The organism is Caballeronia telluris (assembly GCF_001544495.1).
GTDB classification, from domain to species: Bacteria; Pseudomonadota; Gammaproteobacteria; order Burkholderiales; family Burkholderiaceae; genus Caballeronia; species Caballeronia telluris.
Genome location: NZ_FCNZ02000004.1, coordinates 251,170 through 269,295, shown reverse-complemented (window position 1 = coordinate 269,295; position 18,126 = coordinate 251,170). Strand labels below are relative to the sequence as shown.

The window sequence follows — 18,126 nt, the reverse complement described above, 5'->3', positions numbered from 1 at the left end:
CTGTGCCGAAATCGTCACGAAAACCGGTTAGCTGCGCCAAGACGCGCCGTCGCCGCGTTTCTACGATAGCAGCATGAAAACACTCGACATCATCGATTCGCACACGGGCGGTGAGCCTACCCGCCTCGTCGTGGCGGGCGGGCCGGATCTCGGGCGCGGCACGCTTAAGGAACGGCTCGACGTCTTTCGCACGCAATTCGACGCCTGGCGCGCGGGCATCGTGACGGAGCCGCGCGGCTCGGACGTGGTCGTCGGCGCGCTGTTGTGCGAACCCGACGATCCGGCGAACGCGGCCGCGGTCATCTTTTTTAACAATGTCGGCTATCTCGGCATGTGCGGGCACGGCACGATCGGGCTCGTCGTGTCGCTCGCGCATCTGGGACGGATCGCGCCGGGGCCGCACCGGATCGAGACGCCCGTCGGCATCGTCGAGGCGACGCTCAACGGGAACGGCAGCGTGAGCGTGCGCAACGTGCCGGCCTACCGGCACCGGCAGGCGGTGACGGTCGACGTGCCGGGCCACGGCGCGCTCACGGGCGATGTCGCGTGGGGCGGCAACTGGTTCTTTCTCGTCGCGGACCACGGGCGCGAACTCGCGCCGGCCAACATCGCGCAACTGACCGCGTTCACCGGCGCGATCCGCGACGCGCTCGCCGCGCAGAACATCACCGGTGCCGATGGCGCGTACATCGACCATATCGAACTGTTTTCGGACTCGCCGCGCGCGGGGCTGGACAGCCGCAGCTTCGTGCTCTGCCCGGGCAGCGCCTACGACCGCTCGCCATGCGGCACCGGCACCAGCGCCAAAGTGGCGTGCCTCGCCGCCGACGGGCTGCTCGCGCCGGGCGAAGTCTGGCGACAGGAGAGCGTGATCGGCAGCGTGTTCGAGGCGAGCTACGAGGCGAGTTACAAGCCGGCCGACGCGGGAATCGTCCCGACGATCACCGGCCACGCCTACATCATGGGCGAAGGGCGCCTTTCTTTCGATCCCGCCGATCCGTTCGCGTGGGGCATTCCCGCCGTTCCCGCAGACCCGATCCGATGAGCGCGGATGTCATCGTCGTCGGGGCGGGAATCGTCGGCGCGGCGTGTGCGGCGGAACTGGCGGCGCACGGTCTCGCGGTCGAGGTGCTGGAGTCGCGCGGAATCGGCGGCGGGGCGACGGCGGCGGGCATGGGCCACATCGTGGTGATGAACGATTCGCCCGCCGAATTCGCGCTCGCGCGTCATTCGCGCGAACTGTGGCTCGAACTCGCGCCGCAGCTGCGCGCCTGCGATGCGTTCGCGCGTTGCGGCACGCTGTGGGTCGCGGAGGACGACGAAGAGATGGCCGCCGCCCGCGCGATGCGCGACGCGTTCGCGGCGCACGACGTGCACGCGGACCTGCTCGACACGCACACGCTGCGGACGGCCGAACCCGCGTTGCATCAGCGGTTTGCGGGCGGCCTGCTCGTCGCGGACGACGCCATCGTCTACGCGCCGCGCGCAGCCGACTGGCTGCTGACGCAATCGCCTCACGCGTCGCGCATCCGCGTATCGACGGGTTGCAGCGCAACGAAGATCGAGCGCGGACGCGTCACGCTTACGAACGGCGAGGCGCGCACGGCGGCGCATGTCGTCGTCGCGAACGGGCTGGCCGCGCGCGAGCTGCTGCCGGACGTGCCGCTCACCGCGAAAAAGGGTCATCTGCTGATTACCGACCGCTATCCGGGCCTGATCCGTCATCAACTGCTCGAACTCGGCTACATCAAGAGCGCGCATCACGCGGCCGGAACCTCGGTCGCGTTCAATGCGCAGCCGCGGCCGACCGGCCAATTGCTGATCGGATCGTCGCGGCAGTTCGATACGCTCGATCCCGCCGTCGAAACGCAGGTGCTCGCCGCGATGCTGGCGCGGGCGGCGCGCTATCTGCCGGACTTGCCGACGCTCAACGCCATTCGCGCGTGGACCGGGTTTCGGGCGGCGTCGCCGGACGGCTTGCCGCTGATCGGCGCGGCGCGCGACGTCGACGACGGTATCTGGCTCGCCGCCGGCCACGAAGGGCTCGGCGTGACGACTTCGCTCGGCACGGCGAAATTGCTTGCGGCGCAGATGCTGAACCACGCCTGCGCGCTCGATCCTGCGGCGTTCGCGCCGCGCCGCTTTTCGACGGAGCACGCGCATGACTGACACCGTGACCGTCACGATCGACGGGGAAGCGCGCAGCGTTCCGGCGTTCACGACCGTCGCCGCGGCGCTCGCGATGCACGGCGCGCTCGCGACGCGGCTTTCGGTGACCGGCGAGCCGCGCGGTCCGCTGTGCGGCATGGGCGTGTGCCAGGAATGCCGCGTGAGCGTCGACGGGCGCGCGCATGTGCTCGCCTGCCAGACACTTTGCCGCGACGGCCTCGCGATCTCGACCGCGACCGGGACTGCGCGATGAAGATCGAACGCTACGACATCGCCATCGTTGGGGCGGGGCCGGCGGGCTTGCGTGCCGCGCAGGTGGCGGCGGCCGAGGGCGCGCAAGTCGCGCTGATCGACGACAATCCGCGCCCCGGCGGACAAATCTGGCGGCAAGGCCCGGGCGTCGTGCCGACGGCGCCGCTCGCGCTTTGGTTGCGCGGCACCGCGCCTCGCGTCGCCGTGAAAAGTGGCGCCAAAGTCGTGTCGGCGACAGGCACGAACCGGCTGCTGCTCGAATCCGCCGAGGGAGCCGCCTGCATCGAATCCGCGCATTGGATTCTCGCGACCGGCGCCCGCGAGCTGCTGCTGCCCTTCGACGGCTGGACGCTGCCCGGCGTCACCGGCGCGGGCGGCTTGCAGGCGCTCATCAAGGGCGGCATGCCGGTCGCGGGCGAGCGCATCGTGATCGCGGGCAGCGGGCCGTTGCTGCTCGCGGCGGCGTCGACAGCGGCGCAGCGCGGCGGCGACGTGCGCGCCGTCGTCGAACAGGCGTCGGCCGGGCGGGTGCTGCGCTTCGGCGCGACGCTCGCGCTTACGCCGGCCAAGCTGGCGCAGGCGGTCGCGCTGATGCGCGCGATCCGCGTTTCGCGCTACCGGACGGGCGCGGTCGTCGTGAAGGCGCACGGCACGAAGCGCGTCGAAGCGGTGACGATCCGCGCCGCCGGACGCGAGCGGTCGATCGAAGCGGATCGCGTGGCGTGCGGCTACGGGCTCGTGCCGAACGTCGCGCTCGCGCAGGCGCTCGGCTGCGCGCTCGATTCGAACGGCGCGATTCGCGTCGACGATTCGCAGCGCACGTCGGTACGGGGCGTGCTGGCGGCGGGGGAATGCACGGGCGTCGGCGGGATGGAACGCGCTTGGGTCGAAGGCGCGCTCGCGGCTTACGCGGCGCTCGGCATCGACGATGCGCGCGTCGCGACCGAGCGTCGCGCGCGCGAGCGCTGGCGGCGCTTTGGCGCACGCGTCGCTGCCGCGTTCGAGCTGGGCGACGAGGCGCGCCGCCTGCCATCGCCGGATACGCTGATCTGCCGCTGCGAGGACGTCAGCGTCGGCGCGCTCGCGCCGCACGCGAACTGGCGCGACGCGAAGCTGCACACGCGCTGCGGCATGGGGCCGTGCCAGGGCCGCGTGTGCGGCGCGGCGGCATCGGCTTATTTCGGATGGGACGTCGGGGCGCCGCGCGAGCCGTTCAGCCCGGCGCGCATCGACACGCTGATCGCAGCCGGCGACATCGCCCCATAGCCCGATCGAGCACGCATTTTTGAATGCGGCCGCGCGCCCCTATAATCGAGCGCAGCCATGCCGCGCCACGACGGCCGCGCGCATCCGTCCATGAAGGCAAAGTCGGAAAACACGCGAGCGATACGCGCATGACCATCACGATGGACCGCCCCCCCGACGAACTCGGCGCCGCCGCATTGCGCGCGAGCGCGGGCGGATCGACGCTCGACGCGATGCTCGGGCACTTCATGCTGCTCGAACCGGTCTTCGACGCGATGCCCGACGTCGTGTTCTTCGTGAAGGACGAGGAAGCGCGCTACGCGATGGTCAACCGCACGCTCGCCAGGCGCTGCGGCCAGAAGGACAAGCGCGCGCTCATCGGCAAGACGGCCGAAGACGTGTTTCCGCGCCGCTTCGGCCGGATCTACACCGCGCAGGACAAGGCGATCATCGGGCAAGGCAATCAGCTGATCGATCAGCTCGAACTGCATCTCTATGCCGGACGCGAGCCCGGCTGGTGCATGACCTGCAAGCAGCCGTTGCAGGATGCGTCGGGCAAGGTGGTCGGGCTCGCGGGCATTTCGCGCGACCTGCAGGCGGCCGAAGGCACGCATCCGGCTTACAGCCGGCTCGCCGCGGTCGTGCAGCACATCCAGGAAAACTTCGTGCAGCCGCTCACGATGCGCGAACTGGCCTCGATGGCGAACATGTCGATCGCGCAACTCGAACGCTATTTCCACAAGGTCTTTCACCTGACGCCGCGTCAGGTGCTGCTCAAGACGCGGCTCGATGCCGCCACCGCGCTGCTCGTCACGCACGACAAGGTCACCGACGTCGCCGCGCTGTGCGGCTACACCGATCACAGCGCATTCACGCGCCAGTTCAAGGCGACGGTCGGCGTCACGCCCACTGAATATCGCGCGCTTCTCCACGCCGGCGCGGCGCCCGAAAAGTCTGACTAGAAAGCGGGCACGGTCGATGGAGGATTTACACGGTCGTGCTTATCGCGGGACTCGGGCACGGACGCGCGTGCCGCGCCATCAGGGCGTGGCGGGGTAGCGAGGTTCCGGCCTGCTTCTTGCTCAACGGGATGCGGACAGGACCGGCGGCACGCCGGGTTCCTGTTTCCCCTAAAGTACCGCGCGCGTTCCGCACCGGACAAGCGCGGCCCTCCAACCGCTCAACAACGGTGCTGTCGGAATCCATGTCGCGACCCGGAAGCGAATAGGGTCGAGCGGCAAGCAGTAGAATCGCCGGCATATGAATTCCGCTTATGCAGTTTGAAAACAAAATGATGAACGAAGTAGCAAGACTGGGGCACACGAGGATCGTGCTGATCGAAGACGATCCGGAGAGCAGGGAATCGTTGCAGATGTTGCTCGAGGAGGAAGGCGCGGACGTGGTTGCCGTCGCCGATGCCGAGGAGGGCGTGGAGACCGCGATCCGGCTTCTGCCCGATGCAGTGATCTGCGACATCGACCTTCCCATCATGGACGGTTTCTACCTGATACAACGTTTGCGCGATCACGAGATTCGCGGGAATCTGCCGCCCTCCGTGGCGATCGCGCTGACGGGCCACCACGGCGACGAATATCGATTGCGAAGTATCGGCGAAGGCTTTCAGCATTTCATGACCAAACCGGCGCATCCCGACGAACTGGTGACGTTGATCCACGATTCGCTGAACGCGCGCGCGATGTCCTGAAGCGCGGCGAAAGGAGGCGCGCCGCGCGCGCTTCCTTTCCTCGCCGACTGTGATGCTAAGAACGGTCGCGGTTGCGCACTCGCGTGGCGCCCGTGATGACGGCGATGCCGAGCAGGATGACGGCCACGATGGCGATCGTGTGCTGCGCGACGTGCATCGCGACGAGCGCCCACGCCACGCCGCCGATGAAGATCAGCCAGCCGACCAGATAAATGATGAGTGTCATCGAATTCTCCCTTGTGCCTGCGTTGTTGGTTGTGATCGAACCCGGCCGCTTTCGAAGCGGCCTTCTGCGTTCGACGCTTCGGCGCCCGCCGGTTCGTTGGTATGCTGCGGCGCAACTCACGACGCCTTGCAAATCACATTCCATCCCTGCCCATGCTCACTGTCCATCAGAAGGGCAAGAGTCTATTTCTTCCTTGATGGGCTTCCCGTTCCGTAAGTTGTCTCCTAACTAAATGCTCGTTAATTGAGCACGATGGGATGCGGCACGGCGGTGAGCGATCATCAAAATATTAGGAGTAGCTCAAGCGGATTTCGGGATCGTTAGACGAACGTGACTAGTTGGAATGTCGAGTTTTTTGAAGTAAATCTGCGTCGTCGCTTCCCGCGTGTGCCCCGCGGCGACCATCAAGTCCTTCGTCTCGTAGCCGGCTCGTTTCGCGTCCGTCAACGCCTTTGCGCGGATGTCCTTGATCGTGTATTTCTCGGCCGCGAGTCCCGCTTTTTCCGCCGCGCGCGTCCAGGCGGCTAGAAGTGCTTCGGGCTTGTAAGGCTCGAATTTGCGGTTGTGGATCACATGCGCATCGCCGATGCGAGGCTGCTGGTCGATCTCGCGGATGCGTGCGAGCACGGCATCGATCTCCGGCGTGATGGCGAAGTCGACGGTGACTCCGCTGCTATCGGCGGTCTTGCTCGGCAAGAAATGGATTACACCCGCCGCGCGGTCGATCTGTGACCACTTCAGCGTGCGGATCTCAGTCGAGCGCTGTGCAGTCAGGTAGCAGAGATCGACAAAGCACTGCATCATGCGGCCATTGCGGGCGAAGGTTCCTCCCTTCGTTCTGGTGCTGCTCTTATGCTCGAAGTGCGCCAGCTGCTTCCGGATCGCCGCAAAGTGGTCGTCCGGGATGTACACACCGCGCCGAGGCGGCGTTTTGACCTTGACGTCGCGCACCGGATTGGTCTTCGTGTGCCGCTTCTTCACGCACCAAAAGAAGAACCCCGACAGAAACGACCTGATGTGGTTCTGCATACTCAGCTTCTCAGCCCAGAAGTCGAGCACGTCGCTGATGTCACCCGGCTCGATGTCGGCCACGTTTGCGTCGCGCAGCGCGTTGCGCGCGTAGCGGCCGGTTCGCGCCCATGACTTCTGTGATCTAAGCGTCGGCCCCTTTTCTTCGATATATCGATCGATCAGCGGGCCTGCGTCGCCAGTGCCAGGCGGTGCTTCATACTTTCGGCGCTCGACGACGAGCCGCGCCAGCATGGCGGTCTCGCCTTCGGCGGTCTTGCAAAGACGGACCCATTTGTTCGTGCGGGGAACGACCCAGTACCAGCTCGCGCCGTTCGCATAGACGCGCGCGGGCAGATTCGATGGTCTTTGACGACGACGTGCATTCATACGAAGGGCGAGCAGATTTTAGTTTTTCTGGTGGACGATCGATCATTTCCGGCCTCGACAAGGCCGGCTCGGCGCGCGAGCAGTGATTCGTAAAGCGCCCAGGTCATGACCGGAGCGCCGTCGAACGATCGGGTGATTTCCACGCCGAACATCTGCATGAACCACTCGGCCTGTTTGCTGTAGCGCACGCGTCCGGTGATCCTCTTCAGGTCTTCGGGCGTCATTAGACGTTCACTCATCTTTCATTCCTTCACTCCAAGGTACGCGCGACTCGCGCGCATGAATTCTTCGATGTGTTGCGTCATGCTAGGATCTCGGTCCAATCGAAGGAGACGTAATGACGAGAGTCCAGACTGAGAGCGGTATTCGGAATAAACAGGTCGATCTGCACAAAGGGCTCGAGATCGCTGTGATAACCGGCTACGAAATACGGACGGATAAATGGCCCATTCACATATATATCGACGGCAAAAAGGTCGAAGGGCAGTGGATTGTCGACAGCATGGATGAGGCATTCGATGCTGGTTTCCAAGTCGCGCAGCAAGAGATCGAGGCTCGATCGTAGCCATCACTCTCTCCAGGTATTGCCGCAGATCATGCAGCACCACCAGCCTTCCGGATGCTCCGCGAGCATCATGCTTCCGCATCGGGCGCACATTACTTCGGCTCCTTGTTCGCGGCTAGGATTGCGCGGGCTTCGTCAACGTATTCATCTTCGCTGCGGGTAACATTGCCCTTTTGCCGTTCAGTGAGCGCAAACAGCACTTTGCCTAGTGTCAGCGCCTCATCCTTCCCGGCGTCCGCACGCTCCTGACTCGCGCCTGCTGCAATCAACGCTTCGTTTGCTGCTCTGGTCATTTTCTCTGCGACCCATTCGATAAACTCGACGGGAAGAGGCACGCCATTAGTTTCGCAAAGCATTACGACCTGATCGTAAGTCCACGCCCCCGACGCATCTTCCGGCTTCGCCCCCGATGTGTCGGCGTCCGCACGCTCAGGCGTAGGAGTTGCGTAGGCGAGTGCTCTAAAGTCTTTAAACTGCGCGCGAACGTCTGGGTGGTATGTCGCCGGGTCTGTATGCGTCAAGAACGAATGGCCGGTCTGATTTCGGTATTCCCACGCCACCGGCTGCGCCTCACGCGGTGCGCACTCGGCTTGCGCGTCCATATGCTTGATCGTGTTTTGCCATGCTTCGTAGAGTGCTTCGGCGTCTGTCTGTTGCGGTGCGCACTCGGCTTGCGGGGCTGCTTTGCCGTCGAGCAGGGTCGCGCCTTCTTCCGGGTATTCGGTGAGCCAGCAATATGTGCCCGGTCCGTCGTGACCCTCGCCCCGCTGAATCGTTACTTCACACTCAAGCTGGTCTGCGTCATGCGGTCCGTCCGGCGCAACGAAATCAAGCGCTTCGAGCAATTGCGCGCCTGTCAAAGTCACCGCCTCACCCTTGCCGCCATCGGCTAGGACTTCAAGCACTTCACGCATTGTCGAGCGCGAGAAGGCCGTATTGCGTTCGTCGCTCGCATGGATGCGAAGGCGTTCAATCAGAGATTCGCTCATTTCTTCTCTCCTGCAATGGCGGCGATAGCTTCGCGCGCTTTGTCATATCCAAGTTCGCGTAACAGAATCGCTTCGAGTCGCTGTACGCGCTTGTGTTCTGCCTCATAAGCTGGTTTCCACACCAGTACATCGCTCGAATCCTTGCCGCCATCGGCGCGAGACGACAGCGCGGCTTGCCATGCTTCCCAAGCAGCCTCATGCGCGCTCGGCTCGTCCGGGTCATCTACAAACCACCATCCTCGCGCCCACGTATCGAACGCTTCCCGCTCCGCATCGTCTGCCGCGCGTTTGTTGCCTGTCACAGGTCCTCCTCATTCGTTGCGGTGGCGTAGGTCGGCACATATCCGCCTTGAACATAGAACGGCTTTCGGCACATCACGGATGGGCAGACGATCTTCACGCGTTCCTCATTGGGTGCAATGCCCCAAAGATCGGCGTCGTCGCTACCGGGCGCGTATCGTGCCGAGTGCATCTCGTCATCCGTCATCTCGTGCTCGCAGTGCGGACAAACAATGATGTACTCGCGTTTTTCAGAGCTCACTTCTGCTCCTTGCGATCAGCACGGTGCCGATCTTGATCTCGACCGGCTGACCGGCGCATTTTGAAAAGAGTGCCGCGCTCGACGCCGCCGCTTGATGCAGCAGCACGCTCGTCGGCTTCATGGCGTTGCATAGCGCTCGTAGGTGCGTGAGAGCGGCTGTCTTTGTGGGGGTCATTCGCATAGCCCGTAAATCGACGTGCAGAGCGCGATGCCTTCCTGCTCGCCTTCGGTTCTGAAAATGTCGTACTGGCGGCCGCCTCGGCTGGTCTTGGACCATTCGATGCGCTGCCATATCGAGCCCACGGAGTACGCGGTTTCATTTGACTCGCCACGCGCGGTGAAGAACGTCTGTCCTACGACGTCTCGCTTGCCGGCGTCTCCAACGATTCGCTCCCACTCCGACACGCGCTCAATCTCTTCAGGAAAGCGCAAAGCAATCTCCAGAAGTTCGTCTTTGCGCGCGTGGATGCACGGCATGCACCCGACGCGCCCCATGCCTTGCTGATACAGCGGATTAGGCTTGATGCCGTGCTTGCGGTGCATCGCGAACACGTCGTCGACGGTCCAGTCGAGGATAGGGCGGTAGTTCCACAGTTCCGCACCGGTATCGGCACGGACTTCCTTGCACTCGCGCTCGGGCAGATTGCGCCGGTTTTCAGACTCGTCGCGGCGCACGCCTTGCCACGAAACCACGTCATCGCCTGCATCGAGAAGGGGCCGCTGGACCTGTTCGATGATCGGGTTACGCTTCAACTCTTCCGAGCAGAAACGGGCTTTCGTCGACGGAAAGCGACCCTTCCAGATGCACAGGTCGAGAAACGGGTTGCCGGTGGGCTTCATTACCGCCAGTGCACGCAGAACCTTTTCCTCGGCAACGCCTTGCTCCCGCCACTCGTCCGCGATGAACACAGCCTTCGCTGCGATCCGATCAGTGAAGTCCGCGCGGATCGTCCGAATCGGGAACACCGTGTCGTTCAGGTACTGGACATACGCGACCGTCTCCGGGTGCTCGTGGCCGGTGTCCGCGAACACGGCCTGCAAGTTCTCTGTGCCGCGCTCGATAGCGAGCAGCAGCAGGGCCGTCGAATCTTTGCCGCCAGAAACCGAAACGACGTTGTGCTCAGTGCTCATATTCTTCTCTCTATCGTGTCCGGCGCGATGCGCCAGCGTTGTCTAATTTTTCGATGTTTCCGCTCGTGATACGATGCCGTCGCAAAATCGGAGGGATGTATGAACAGATGGCTTAGCGGATACGTAGCCACGGTAGTACTCATCGCATGCGTGATCGCCGCCCAAAACTTCTGGGAACTGAACAGGAGCGATTGGGCGTCTTGGGCTCAAGCGATTGGAAGCGTTGCCGCGGTCGGCGCAGCGATCTGGCTTGCATCGCAGGAAGATAGGCGACGAAAGGAGCAGTCGCTCATCGCGGCCAAACTGAGCGCTTCTGGAATGACCACCAAGCTTTCGATCAACGTCACCCTTGTTGAGGGCGCTCGTGATTTTTTTAAGGCAGCAGGGCAAGCCGATGGGGACCCGACGAAGTTCGATTGGTGGTTTGCCCGGCTGTCCGGTCTTAAATTGAGCACAAGGGACGAGCAACTTGCTCTTATCCCCCTTCCAAACAATTGCGCGTACAAGCTGGCTGGCGCGAATGACCGCCTTCATTCAGTGGTTGAAACGCTTGGAGCCTTTATGAAAAGCCCAGGGCGCGCGGAAAGCAATCGCAGAAAGGAAGCTGCAAACGGCATAAGTTTCCTCCTTGGCGAAGTCGCGGCCCTACTTGATTCGGCGTCTGTGGAATGCAAAAAAGCAACCGAAAGCCTCACGAGTAGTCGCAGCGGTTACCTCTGAGCGTTCGTGCGCTCGTTACTCAGTTCTTGCCGGCCACTTCACGTTGCGGCGCGCTTCGTCGACCCAGCTCCGAGTGCGACGCGCTTTCTTCGCGCCGTGGATGAATACACACACGGCGGCACAGCAAAGCGCCCAGACGAGCGCGACGAGAAGGGTTTCCATCGGTGAGCCTTTGCGGGAGTTATCGAGCGCCGACGTGGATGTAGGCGAACTGCTTGGCGACGCGCGCCGGCACAAACAGGCTGCTGATCTTCACGCGCGGGCCGGTCAAGCCGAGTGCTTCTCGCTGGCGCTGCCGCTGTATCGCGCGGCGCTCTTCGGTAGTCAGCGCGCCGCTCGTGTCCAGGTGGCGAAGGTCGGTGTTTTTGCTGGGCGATTTCATCAGGCCAGGCTCCCGAGGATTGCGATGATCACCGTCGCTGCGATTCCGACGACGGAAAGGACAAGCACCGCGCCGAGCATGGCTTCGACTTCGGAGAGCGGTGCGGGATCTGCTGTGTGGTTCATGCTGCCCCTCTGACTCGTTCGTTCCGTTCAATGGCGACTTGGAGCGCCTTCTGATCTACCTTGATGACGATCCGGCAATCGGCGCCGATCAGGTCCGTTGCGACTTGAGCGAGCGCCTCAGCGACGCCGCCTAGTTGATCGAGCGTCGGCTCGGACGCTTTGATCAGAGCCTGCGCGCGTTCCATCAGCACTCGCTTGTTGGCGATCTCGCTCATGTCGTTCTCCGTTACGCGGCGCGGCGGTTGAGTTCGGCGATCATCTGCTCGACCTCTGCGTTGAACTGCAGCAGGCCTGGCAGGAGGATCTGGTCGATGTAGGCGTCGTCGCGCTCGATGCGCTGGTGGAAGAGGCGGAAGCGCTCGGAGACGCGCGGGTCGTAGGAGACGAACATCCAGTACTTCCGGCCGGTGACCATCATGCAGCCCTGAACCTGCGGCTTGTGCTCGTCGGGCATCCCGTTGAGCAGCGTGTTGATGTGCACCGCTTCATCCATCGGGCACTTCGATTCATAGCCGCCGTCGGCACGGATCAGCCCGTCCGGGCTGGCCCCGATGAACGGATAGTCGGGGTGCAGCGTGAACTCGGCGGGCATCACGATGTGGCCGGTTTCGAGCTCGAAGGCTTCCTTTGCGAACGCCTCGACCTCCGTTCCCCAGCGCAGCGCATGGCCGTCGATCGAATGCTTCGGCGCCGCCGCGAGCCGCTCGAAGACGATCTCGCGCATGTACTTGTCGCGCGCTGCCGTCGGCTTGCCGGCCTTCGTCATGCTGACCACGTCGACGAAGCGCGAAGCGGTCAGGCGGCCGGCGCGTTGCGCGCGCCACTCGTCCGACCGTTGCTCGATGGCTTCACTCATGGCTTGCTCCTTCGTTCGGGGTGACGTCTTCGGCGCCGGCCATTGCCTTCAGACGATTCAGTTCGTCCGGTCCGATCGCCTTGCGGTCTTCCTTCGTCATGCGGCCCCACGCTGCGGCGAGGGGCTCCGGCCCGCCTTCCTTCGCGATCAACTCAAGGTCGGCGATCATGTTTTCGTGCTTATCGGTGCGAGCGATCTGAGCCGACTGTTGCGCCGCCTGGGCGATCTGCGTCGGCGTCTGCTTGCCTCGCGGCGTGATGTCCTTCTCGGTTGCGAAGTCGCTAACCTCTTCTGCGATCGGCATTCCTTTCAGCACGTCGGGGAAGACGTCGCGCAGCGCGAATGCCCGGGCGCGCATCTGTTTCATGCGCTGCGGGTACTGCGCCCACGGGCCTTGCTTGCCGATCAGGCCAGCCTGCTTCGCGTCGGCCTCGGAGAACGTCCGGAACTGCTCGTCTTCGCCGCGGCGCTTCACGCGGCACATGGCCGTTCCGTTCTCGAACGACTCGTAGACGTACTCGCAGAGCGGCGAGGCGCGCACTAGCGCGAGAACTGCGTCACCCCAGAGGGAAGGGCGGCCGTTGATCACGGCGATGTTCTGCATGGCCTGCATCGGCTTCAAGCCGAGTTCCATGCCCCACTGGATGGCGACAAGGATGTTGCCGGGCTTCTGCTGGAAGTCTTTCGGGACGATGCTGGAATCAGCGAGGTAGTCGGCGAACTTCAGCGCTTCCTCGAGGGACTTGGGCGACAGGTCAAAGGACTGCGCCGGGATCAGGTCAGACATGATTTCTCCTTGCCCGAGACTCTGTCGGGCGTCGTGGATTGGGTTTCGGGAGACTTAGTTGTCGAAGAAGAAGACGATGCGGTGGTTTTCACCGTCCATACCTTCGAAGCCGTCGATGATCTTTTGGAGCGATTCGCCGAAGTACAGCGACGCGGGAACGTCCACATTGAACTCGACGTATTGGTCGCTGCTCGTCCATTGGCAGTAAGGCCAGAGAAGATCCCAGTTCGGCGACCCGCTGGCGATTGAAGCGTTCAGAGCCTCAAGTCCTTCCTTGTCCTTCATGCCGCTGATCGGGATCGTCTTGGCTTCGACGTAGCGCAGCATCGCATTCAGTTCGTGGAGGAACAGGTAGCTATGGCTGTGGCCGTCCTCTCCCCAGCGCTCTGCTTCTTGAGCGATCTCCGCGCACGGGTCAAACGGCAGCCCGCGGGGCTCGAACGAGAACGGATGCACGCTGCGCACGCCTTTCGAGAGCAGCCCGAAAAGCTGGTAATTACGTTCCGTGAAGCGCTTCTTCCACGGAACTTCGATTCCCTTGTCGTCGTCGCCGAAATCGTAGGCCTCCCATTCATCGGCCGTGACCCATTTGCCTTCGACAAATTTTTCTTTGTACAGATGGATGTCGCATCCCATGCTTTTTTTCCTCGTGCGGGCGCGGTGATGCGCTTGTTTAACCTGCGATGTTGGACTTGAACGACTCGACGTCGAAGGCCTCGAGCCAGCGAAGAACGTCGCCGGCCGTCACGTCGTAGTGAGAGGCGAGAACGTCGACGAGCTCGTCATCGGTGGGGCCTTTCTCGACGAACTGCTCACGCTCTCGGCGCTTCTGCTCGGCGATCTTGGCGTCTTGCTCGGCGCGGATGCGCTCGGCTTCCTTGCGTGCCGCTTGCTCTTCGGCCCTGCGCTTCGCCTCCGCTTCCTCTTCGACCTTACGGCGCGCGGCATCGATGGCGGCCTGATGACGGGCGAGTTCTTCGCGTTGCGCGCGCATATTCGCCTCGTGCTCCTCGCGATGCTTGCGGAGCAGTGCTTCTTCTGCCTCGCGCTCGGCGCGCAACGCTGCTTCGTGTGCCTCGCGTTCTGCGCGCAGCTTCGCCTCTTCGGCTTCACGCTCGGCGCGCGCCTTGCGCTCCTGCTCCGCACGCTCCGCGGCTGCCTTGCGATCGCGCTCTTCCTGCTCTGCCCGGAGACGGGCGAGTTCGGCGCGCTCAGCTGCGAGGCGCTGCTGTTCCTCTTCCTTCTCGACCGCGTCCGCGTGGCGCTCACGCAGCCATTTGACCGTCTGGTACTGCTTTGCCTGCGCTTCGCCGGTCAGTTCCGCGAACTCGTCGATCGAGATCGCCATCTTTTCGACGCTCTCGGCGTGCGCTGCGATCTCGGAAGACGACTTCGATGCCACCGTCACCGCGTCGAGCATGAAAGCTTCGATGCGAGCGCGAATCGCCGCTACTCGCCGCTCTTCCGCCTCGCGGATAGCGCGCTTCTCTGCCTCTCGCGCGTCATCCCACACGTCGCGCAGACCTTGCAGCCGTGCTTCCTCGGCGGACGTGATGCCGACCAGCCGCTTCTCTTCAGCGATCACCGCCTTCGAGAACGCCGTCGCATCCTCGCGCGCTGCCTTGCCGGCCTTCTCGATGTCGACCCGGGCCGTCTTCAGCACCATGTAAGCCGAATGGCACTGCGTGCGCGCATCGGCGTTCTTGATCTCGACGATCGTGGCCGACTGCTTCACCAGCTCGACCAGCTTCTTCTCGTGCTCCGGCGTGCCGAGTGCGACTGCTGCGCGCTCTACGACGGTCAGTTCCTTCGTTTCCATGTGATCTCCAAGTGCCTGAGACTCAGCCAGGCGGGTAGGACTGCTAATGGCAAGGCACTGAAAAATAAGCGCTCTTGAACGCTCATCAGTCAGGGCCCTGCTGGATTCCTTTTCGGCAGGCTTACTGCGCTGCCTGCCGCGTGATTACCTTCTCGACGACACGTTCGTATGTCTTCTGGCAGAGCCGGTGCAGCACCTTGCGCGCTTCGTCCGTGTCTTTCATCAGGCGATCCATGAACATCGCCTTGTCGATGCTCGTGAAGCTCTCGGCGATCTCCTCGAGCACTTCGTCGAACGTCGAGTCTTGTTCCGCTTGGTATCGCGCAGCCTGCGCTGCTTCGTCCAGTCGCTCGAGTGCGTCAAGTTCGCGTCCGAAGACGTGCTCGCCCGCTCTCGTCACGTGAATCGGGGTGATCGCTCCCATCACAAACCTCCTCGTTCGTCGCGCAAGCCCGCGGCGATAATCCGCAGCGCGTATTCACGCAGCAGGGTTTCGGTCAGCGCACCGGCACCTCCTTGTGCGAGGCGCTGCAGCTCCATCAGGTCTTGCGCGTTCTGGCTCATTCCCATCTCCGTTTGTCTTAGCGGTGCGTCAACACGTGGCGCACTGATAAAACCATTCAATCCGTGACCCGTTCTATAGCTGCATCTGGCAGCCAGGCGGATCACGGATAGCCTCGGGTCTTTCATCAGGAGTCGAGGGTTACGTCCTGCGCCTAGCCGCTCCGAAGAGCCATCGGCGTGTTCTATCGTTTCCAGTCGTGTTAAAGAGCACCGGCTTTCGCCGCCGCGCTGTTCGTTCAGCGCATGAACGAATTAAACACTATGTTTAAACTGCTGTCAAACATTTTGTTTAACGAGAGATGAGGCTGTTTAAGGCGGGGAGGGGAGTGTGGCGCGGACGCAAAAAAGCCCGCACGCGGCGGGCTAGGGAAGATGTGAAAGGCCCCGCTCGGGGCGGGGCTTATCGTGGCGGAAAGCAGGGGTCAGGCAGGCTCAAGTTCGTCCTCGACTTCATCTTGTTCCGTGTGAGTCCATCCCCTGGCTGTTTCCTTTAGGACGATGTGGATCGTCCGCTCGGTGTCGTTCAGTGCATGCACGATATTTTTGACCCTCTCATTTCCGTCGGCATGAGCTGCGTACAGCACTCGGATCATCATATCGGCGAACTTCGGCACCATGCTTCGCTTTTCCCACAACGCTACGGCTTGGTCTGTCCGGCCAAGCGTCTTTCCGATCGACGCTTGCGACAGTAGCATGGCTTGTCTGATGTAACGGAACTCGGCGCCGGTCAACTTGGACTTCTTGCGGATCAGTGCATGGCAAATTGCCTTTACTAGGCCGTCCAAATGCTGGAACGACACTGCCTCGCCATACGGCGTCTGTTTGATCTTGTAACCATTGGCGAGCCAGACATTGCGCAGGCCGCCGTCTGTAAATTTGTACACGACTAGCTCCCGATTACGATTGCAGTGACTACGAGGCATTCGGATGCGCCTTCGCACTCGAGCGCGACACAAATCGCCAATGAGCGCCCAGACACAAACCTCTCCATCCTGCAGACGATATTTCCCTTCTTCATGTCAACCTCGGGCTCGAGGTGAATCACGCCCTTCCTGATGACATCCATGGCAGATGGGATCGTGATCGATCGACTGCGCATCTGCTGCTTTGCGTGTTTGGACCAGAAAATGCATTCGTCGGATGTCGACAGCTTTCTGATGTGTTTTTCCCAGTCCCTCTTCGACCACGCCACGGAATATACCCTAAAAATTATAGGTTTGTGCTACGTTTTTTATAGGTGTTGGACCGCACTCGGCGCGTGAATTTTCGCTATCGCCTGACTACTCCGGCCGCCACGTCGACGGCCGGCAGATCGCACGCACGAAGTGTATCTTCTCGATTTCGTCGTCCGAGAACGCCATCGGCTTATGCGCGTCGTTGACCGAGATCAGGTGCGTCCGGCCGCCGCGTTTGTAGAGGAATTCTTTGACCATCACGCGGCCATCCTTCGACTTCACGAGCACCTCGTCGCCGGGCTCGATCGGCTGGTTCGGCTCGATGATCACGAACTCGCCGGCCTTGATGCGGGGGCGCATCGAGTCACCCTCGCACTTGAGCGCATAGGCGTCTGGATCTTTAGATGGGAAGTCGACGTAACCATCGCCGTGCCCGACCGGATATTCAAGGTCGGCCCAGTGTCCGTTGTCGCCCAGTTGTGCCCTGCCTACCACTGGAATAGCTCTCCAATTCGTGATTGTGATCGGCCGATACTCGTCCGCGAACTGAATCGCGATGCCGGGCTCGCCCTTACCCTTCGTCAGCCAGACCGAATTCACGCCATACGTGTTCTGCAAAGCCACAGCTTGCGGCAGCGTCAGCTCGGGGCCTTCGCCCTCTAGCCACTTCGATGCGGTATCGACGCCCACGCCCGCGACGGAAGCGATCTCCGCGGCGGTCAGCCCCTTGTTGTGGAGCGCTGCTCGCACCCGTTGAGGGGCCGACATCCGAGCCGCATCAGTTTCGACGGCCATCGTACTGCGTTCAGTGGCCGCTGAAGAGGCGATTTCGTCCCCTTTTTGTTCGCTGTTCGACGAATTGGATGCCGTGGTGCCGTGATTGCCCTCAACTGTCATCGGCGGTTGGCCCGTCATAAGCCATACCGCACTGCAGCCTACCTTTTCCTGCGCGTCGAGCATCCCAGCCTTGGAAATTCCGCGGCGCTCCCAGTTGTTTACGACCTGGGGCGACAAATTGAGCAGCCGAGCAACCTCCGTGGGCGTTTTGAGCCCGCAAAGTAGCCGCGCTGCTTCGTAGAGGCGAATCATTGTGTCGTGCATAGTGCGGATGTTCTCGCACTTAAACACTTTGTTGTTCAACATAGTGTTTGCGTTTTGTTTAAACATCGTGTTTAATAAGGCATGGACACCAAACCCAACATCACTGCCGACCGTAAGCTCATCGAGTCCCTCGGTGGGTCTGCTCAGGTTGCCAAGACCCTCAACTTCGGACTCGGGGGAGTCCAGCGCGTCGACAACTGGAAGCGTCGTGGCATACCGGCGGCCGTCAAGCTCGACTGGCCGCACATCTTCCTGAGCAAGCGCAGGGGCTTGTCCTGAGGTTGAGATTCGTCTCGAGCGCATCATCTGGCGGACTTTCTTCTGGGTGAGTTTCATGGGGTAAAGGGGTCGGTCGACCCCTTCAATTTCCCCCGGC

Annotated in this window: 29 protein-coding genes; 8 read left to right on the top strand and 21 right to left on the bottom strand. The window is 62.4% G+C overall.

Annotated features, from left to right (window positions below; translation table 11 throughout):
- Nucleotides 1–73: 73 nt before the first annotated feature.
- From AWB66_RS07660 to AWB66_RS07635, 6 genes are all read left to right on the top strand, one after another.
- Nucleotides 74–1,045 carry a 4-hydroxyproline epimerase gene (locus AWB66_RS07660; protein WP_087629674.1) on the top strand — a complete coding sequence of 324 codons (972 nt, stop codon included), beginning with the start codon at nucleotides 74–76 and terminating at the stop codon, nucleotides 1,043–1,045.
- A complete protein-coding gene (locus AWB66_RS07655; protein WP_087629673.1) occupies nucleotides 1,042–2,169 on the top strand; it encodes an NAD(P)/FAD-dependent oxidoreductase in 1,128 nt (375 codons plus the stop codon). Before AWB66_RS07660 ends, AWB66_RS07655 begins: the two co-directional genes overlap by 4 nt.
- Complete coding sequence (locus AWB66_RS07650; protein ID WP_087629672.1) at nucleotides 2,162–2,422, top strand: (2Fe-2S)-binding protein; 261 nt, start codon at nucleotides 2,162–2,164, stop codon at nucleotides 2,420–2,422. The genes AWB66_RS07655 and AWB66_RS07650 overlap by 8 nt, the downstream gene beginning before the upstream one ends.
- Entirely contained in the window at nucleotides 2,419–3,687 is a 1,269-nt protein-coding gene (locus AWB66_RS07645; protein WP_087629671.1) for an FAD-dependent oxidoreductase, read from the top strand. Before AWB66_RS07650 ends, AWB66_RS07645 begins: the two co-directional genes overlap by 4 nt.
- Before the next feature lie 212 nt (nucleotides 3,688–3,899).
- Entirely contained in the window at nucleotides 3,900–4,628 is a 729-nt protein-coding gene (locus AWB66_RS07640; protein ID WP_407642272.1) for an AraC family transcriptional regulator, read from the top strand.
- Nucleotides 4,629–4,939: 311 nt separating this feature from the next.
- Nucleotides 4,940–5,371, top strand: a complete 432-nt coding sequence (locus AWB66_RS07635) for a response regulator (protein ID WP_087629669.1) — start codon at nucleotides 4,940–4,942, stop codon at nucleotides 5,369–5,371.
- A 55-nt stretch (nucleotides 5,372–5,426) separates the two neighbouring features.
- Here the strand turns inward: AWB66_RS07635 and AWB66_RS34005 are convergent, their stop codons facing one another.
- The 3 genes from AWB66_RS34005 to AWB66_RS07625 form a co-directional block, all read right to left on the bottom strand.
- Nucleotides 5,427–5,597, bottom strand: a complete 171-nt coding sequence (locus tag AWB66_RS34005; protein ID WP_200818944.1) for a hypothetical protein — start codon at nucleotides 5,595–5,597, stop codon at nucleotides 5,427–5,429.
- Nucleotides 5,598–5,897: 300 nt separating this feature from the next.
- Nucleotides 5,898–6,860, bottom strand: coding sequence for a tyrosine-type recombinase/integrase (locus tag AWB66_RS07630; protein WP_235021029.1), 963 nt, complete (start codon nucleotides 6,858–6,860; stop codon nucleotides 5,898–5,900).
- Nucleotides 6,861–6,991: 131 nt separating this feature from the next.
- Nucleotides 6,992–7,234, bottom strand: a complete 243-nt coding sequence (locus AWB66_RS07625; protein WP_087629667.1) for a DUF4224 domain-containing protein — start codon at nucleotides 7,232–7,234, stop codon at nucleotides 6,992–6,994.
- Nucleotides 7,235–7,332: 98 nt separating this feature from the next.
- Here AWB66_RS07625 and AWB66_RS07620 point away from each other — a divergent pair, with 98 nt between their 5' ends.
- Entirely contained in the window at nucleotides 7,333–7,560 is a 228-nt protein-coding gene (locus AWB66_RS07620; RefSeq protein WP_087629666.1) for a hypothetical protein, read from the top strand.
- A 92-nt stretch (nucleotides 7,561–7,652) separates the two neighbouring features.
- On the opposite strand, the gene AWB66_RS34000 is transcribed toward AWB66_RS07620, so the two are convergent.
- Genes AWB66_RS34000 through AWB66_RS07600 form a run of 5 tightly spaced genes read right to left on the bottom strand, consistent with a single transcriptional unit; the run spans nucleotide 7,653 to nucleotide 10,221 of the window.
- Nucleotides 7,653–8,549 carry a hypothetical protein gene (locus tag AWB66_RS34000; protein ID WP_200818943.1) on the bottom strand — a complete coding sequence of 299 codons (897 nt, stop codon included), beginning with the start codon at nucleotides 8,547–8,549 and terminating at the stop codon, nucleotides 7,653–7,655.
- A complete protein-coding gene (locus tag AWB66_RS07610; protein ID WP_087629665.1) occupies nucleotides 8,546–8,851 on the bottom strand; it encodes a hypothetical protein in 306 nt (101 codons plus the stop codon). The genes AWB66_RS34000 and AWB66_RS07610 overlap by 4 nt, the downstream gene beginning before the upstream one ends.
- Nucleotides 8,848–9,090: a hypothetical protein gene (locus tag AWB66_RS07605; protein WP_087629664.1), complete on the bottom strand. Its 243-nt coding sequence runs from the start codon at nucleotides 9,088–9,090 to the stop codon at nucleotides 8,848–8,850. The genes AWB66_RS07610 and AWB66_RS07605 overlap by 4 nt, the downstream gene beginning before the upstream one ends.
- Nucleotides 9,080–9,211, bottom strand: a complete 132-nt coding sequence (locus AWB66_RS34890; RefSeq protein ID WP_268811144.1) for a hypothetical protein — start codon at nucleotides 9,209–9,211, stop codon at nucleotides 9,080–9,082. The genes AWB66_RS07605 and AWB66_RS34890 overlap by 11 nt, the downstream gene beginning before the upstream one ends.
- Before the next feature lie 50 nt (nucleotides 9,212–9,261).
- On the bottom strand, nucleotides 9,262–10,221 hold the full coding sequence (locus AWB66_RS07600; RefSeq protein WP_087629663.1) for a phosphoadenosine phosphosulfate reductase domain-containing protein: 960 nt from the start codon (nucleotides 10,219–10,221) through the stop codon (nucleotides 9,262–9,264).
- Nucleotides 10,222–10,320: 99 nt separating this feature from the next.
- On the opposite strand from AWB66_RS07600, the gene AWB66_RS07595 reads away from it, so the two are divergent.
- Nucleotides 10,321–10,941 (top strand): hypothetical protein, encoded by a 621-nt coding sequence (locus AWB66_RS07595; protein ID WP_087629662.1) that lies wholly within the window; start codon nucleotides 10,321–10,323, stop codon nucleotides 10,939–10,941.
- Nucleotides 10,942–10,956: 15 nt separating this feature from the next.
- On the opposite strand, the gene AWB66_RS33620 is transcribed toward AWB66_RS07595, so the two are convergent.
- The 13 genes from AWB66_RS33620 to AWB66_RS34300 form a co-directional block, all read right to left on the bottom strand.
- Nucleotides 10,957–11,103: a hypothetical protein gene (locus AWB66_RS33620; protein ID WP_159462887.1), complete on the bottom strand. Its 147-nt coding sequence runs from the start codon at nucleotides 11,101–11,103 to the stop codon at nucleotides 10,957–10,959.
- 19 nt (nucleotides 11,104–11,122) lie between these two features.
- The gene (locus AWB66_RS07590) at nucleotides 11,123–11,323 is read right to left on the bottom strand and encodes a hypothetical protein (protein WP_087629661.1); all 201 of its coding nucleotides are present in this window, start codon (nucleotides 11,321–11,323) and stop codon (nucleotides 11,123–11,125) included.
- Complete coding sequence (locus AWB66_RS34885) at nucleotides 11,323–11,448, bottom strand: hypothetical protein (protein WP_268811142.1); 126 nt, start codon at nucleotides 11,446–11,448, stop codon at nucleotides 11,323–11,325. The genes AWB66_RS07590 and AWB66_RS34885 overlap by 1 nt, the downstream gene beginning before the upstream one ends.
- The gene (locus AWB66_RS07585; RefSeq protein ID WP_087629660.1) at nucleotides 11,445–11,663 is read right to left on the bottom strand and encodes a hypothetical protein; all 219 of its coding nucleotides are present in this window, start codon (nucleotides 11,661–11,663) and stop codon (nucleotides 11,445–11,447) included. Before AWB66_RS07585 ends, AWB66_RS34885 begins: the two co-directional genes overlap by 4 nt.
- Before the next feature lie 11 nt (nucleotides 11,664–11,674).
- Entirely contained in the window at nucleotides 11,675–12,304 is a 630-nt protein-coding gene (locus AWB66_RS07580; RefSeq protein WP_087629659.1) for a lambda exonuclease family protein, read from the bottom strand.
- The gene (locus AWB66_RS33615; protein WP_159462886.1) at nucleotides 12,297–13,091 is read right to left on the bottom strand and encodes a recombinase RecT; all 795 of its coding nucleotides are present in this window, start codon (nucleotides 13,089–13,091) and stop codon (nucleotides 12,297–12,299) included. The genes AWB66_RS07580 and AWB66_RS33615 overlap by 8 nt, the downstream gene beginning before the upstream one ends.
- Nucleotides 13,092–13,145: 54 nt before the next feature.
- Nucleotides 13,146–13,727 (bottom strand): hypothetical protein, encoded by a 582-nt coding sequence (locus tag AWB66_RS07570; RefSeq protein ID WP_087629658.1) that lies wholly within the window; start codon nucleotides 13,725–13,727, stop codon nucleotides 13,146–13,148.
- A 37-nt stretch (nucleotides 13,728–13,764) separates the two neighbouring features.
- Nucleotides 13,765–14,757: a coiled-coil domain-containing protein gene (locus tag AWB66_RS07565; protein WP_125469678.1), complete on the bottom strand. Its 993-nt coding sequence runs from the start codon at nucleotides 14,755–14,757 to the stop codon at nucleotides 13,765–13,767.
- A 274-nt stretch (nucleotides 14,758–15,031) separates the two neighbouring features.
- Nucleotides 15,032–15,334: a hypothetical protein gene (locus tag AWB66_RS07560; protein ID WP_087629656.1), complete on the bottom strand. Its 303-nt coding sequence runs from the start codon at nucleotides 15,332–15,334 to the stop codon at nucleotides 15,032–15,034.
- Nucleotides 15,334–15,474 carry a hypothetical protein gene (locus tag AWB66_RS33995; protein ID WP_087629655.1) on the bottom strand — a complete coding sequence of 47 codons (141 nt, stop codon included), beginning with the start codon at nucleotides 15,472–15,474 and terminating at the stop codon, nucleotides 15,334–15,336. The genes AWB66_RS07560 and AWB66_RS33995 overlap by 1 nt, the downstream gene beginning before the upstream one ends.
- A 422-nt stretch (nucleotides 15,475–15,896) precedes the next feature.
- On the bottom strand, nucleotides 15,897–16,358 hold the full coding sequence (locus AWB66_RS07550) for a helix-turn-helix domain-containing protein (RefSeq protein WP_087629654.1): 462 nt from the start codon (nucleotides 16,356–16,358) through the stop codon (nucleotides 15,897–15,899).
- Between the two features lie 2 nt (nucleotides 16,359–16,360).
- Complete coding sequence (locus AWB66_RS35090; RefSeq protein ID WP_125469677.1) at nucleotides 16,361–16,666, bottom strand: DUF4258 domain-containing protein; 306 nt, start codon at nucleotides 16,664–16,666, stop codon at nucleotides 16,361–16,363.
- Between the two features lie 88 nt (nucleotides 16,667–16,754).
- Nucleotides 16,755–18,086: a LexA family transcriptional regulator gene (locus AWB66_RS34300; RefSeq protein ID WP_235021028.1), complete on the bottom strand. Its 1,332-nt coding sequence runs from the start codon at nucleotides 18,084–18,086 to the stop codon at nucleotides 16,755–16,757.
- Between the last annotated feature and the right edge of the window lie 40 nt (nucleotides 18,087–18,126).

What these genes read in the sequence shown, in the direction of transcription:
- AWB66_RS07645 (WP_087629671.1), top strand. Translation starts at nt 2,419, where the DNA reads ATGAAGATCGAACGCTACGACATCGCCATCGTTGGGGCGGGGCCGGCG.
- AWB66_RS07580 (WP_087629659.1), bottom strand. Translation starts at nt 12,304, where the DNA reads ATGAGTGAAGCCATCGAGCAACGGTCGGACGAGTGGCGCGCGCAACGC.
- AWB66_RS07640 (WP_407642272.1), top strand. Translation starts at nt 3,900, where the DNA reads ATGCTCGGGCACTTCATGCTGCTCGAACCGGTCTTCGACGCGATGCCC.
- AWB66_RS07655 (WP_087629673.1), top strand. Translation starts at nt 1,042, where the DNA reads ATGAGCGCGGATGTCATCGTCGTCGGGGCGGGAATCGTCGGCGCGGCG.
- AWB66_RS07585 (WP_087629660.1), bottom strand. Translation starts at nt 11,663, where the DNA reads ATGAGCGAGATCGCCAACAAGCGAGTGCTGATGGAACGCGCGCAGGCT.
- AWB66_RS07620 (WP_087629666.1), top strand. Translation starts at nt 7,333, where the DNA reads ATGACGAGAGTCCAGACTGAGAGCGGTATTCGGAATAAACAGGTCGAT.
- AWB66_RS07565 (WP_125469678.1), bottom strand. Translation starts at nt 14,757, where the DNA reads ATGGTGCTGAAGACGGCCCGGGTCGACATCGAGAAGGCCGGCAAGGCA.
- AWB66_RS07600 (WP_087629663.1), bottom strand. Translation starts at nt 10,221, where the DNA reads ATGAGCACTGAGCACAACGTCGTTTCGGTTTCTGGCGGCAAAGATTCG.
- AWB66_RS34885 (WP_268811142.1), bottom strand. Translation starts at nt 11,448, where the DNA reads ATGAACCACACAGCAGATCCCGCACCGCTCTCCGAAGTCGAAGCCATG.
- AWB66_RS07630 (WP_235021029.1), bottom strand. Translation starts at nt 6,860, where the DNA reads ATGCTGGCGCGGCTCGTCGTCGAGCGCCGAAAGTATGAAGCACCGCCT.
- AWB66_RS33620 (WP_159462887.1), bottom strand. Translation starts at nt 11,103, where the DNA reads ATGGAAACCCTTCTCGTCGCGCTCGTCTGGGCGCTTTGCTGTGCCGCC.
- AWB66_RS07660 (WP_087629674.1), top strand. Translation starts at nt 74, where the DNA reads ATGAAAACACTCGACATCATCGATTCGCACACGGGCGGTGAGCCTACC.
- AWB66_RS07635 (WP_087629669.1), top strand. Translation starts at nt 4,940, where the DNA reads ATGCAGTTTGAAAACAAAATGATGAACGAAGTAGCAAGACTGGGGCAC.
- AWB66_RS34890 (WP_268811144.1), bottom strand. Translation starts at nt 9,211, where the DNA reads ATGAAGCCGACGAGCGTGCTGCTGCATCAAGCGGCGGCGTCGAGCGCG.
- AWB66_RS33615 (WP_159462886.1), bottom strand. Translation starts at nt 13,091, where the DNA reads ATGTCTGACCTGATCCCGGCGCAGTCCTTTGACCTGTCGCCCAAGTCC.
- AWB66_RS34000 (WP_200818943.1), bottom strand. Translation starts at nt 8,549, where the DNA reads ATGAGCGAATCTCTGATTGAACGCCTTCGCATCCATGCGAGCGACGAA.
- AWB66_RS34005 (WP_200818944.1), bottom strand. Translation starts at nt 5,597, where the DNA reads ATGACACTCATCATTTATCTGGTCGGCTGGCTGATCTTCATCGGCGGC.
- AWB66_RS33995 (WP_087629655.1), bottom strand. Translation starts at nt 15,474, where the DNA reads ATGAGCCAGAACGCGCAAGACCTGATGGAGCTGCAGCGCCTCGCACAA.
- AWB66_RS34300 (WP_235021028.1), bottom strand. Translation starts at nt 18,086, where the DNA reads ATGAAACTCACCCAGAAGAAAGTCCGCCAGATGATGCGCTCGAGACGA.
- AWB66_RS07560 (WP_087629656.1), bottom strand. Translation starts at nt 15,334, where the DNA reads ATGGGAGCGATCACCCCGATTCACGTGACGAGAGCGGGCGAGCACGTC.
- AWB66_RS07595 (WP_087629662.1), top strand. Translation starts at nt 10,321, where the DNA reads ATGAACAGATGGCTTAGCGGATACGTAGCCACGGTAGTACTCATCGCA.
- AWB66_RS07625 (WP_087629667.1), bottom strand. Translation starts at nt 7,234, where the DNA reads ATGAGTGAACGTCTAATGACGCCCGAAGACCTGAAGAGGATCACCGGA.
- AWB66_RS07590 (WP_087629661.1), bottom strand. Translation starts at nt 11,323, where the DNA reads ATGAAATCGCCCAGCAAAAACACCGACCTTCGCCACCTGGACACGAGC.
- AWB66_RS07650 (WP_087629672.1), top strand. Translation starts at nt 2,162, where the DNA reads ATGACTGACACCGTGACCGTCACGATCGACGGGGAAGCGCGCAGCGTT.
- AWB66_RS07570 (WP_087629658.1), bottom strand. Translation starts at nt 13,727, where the DNA reads ATGGGATGCGACATCCATCTGTACAAAGAAAAATTTGTCGAAGGCAAA.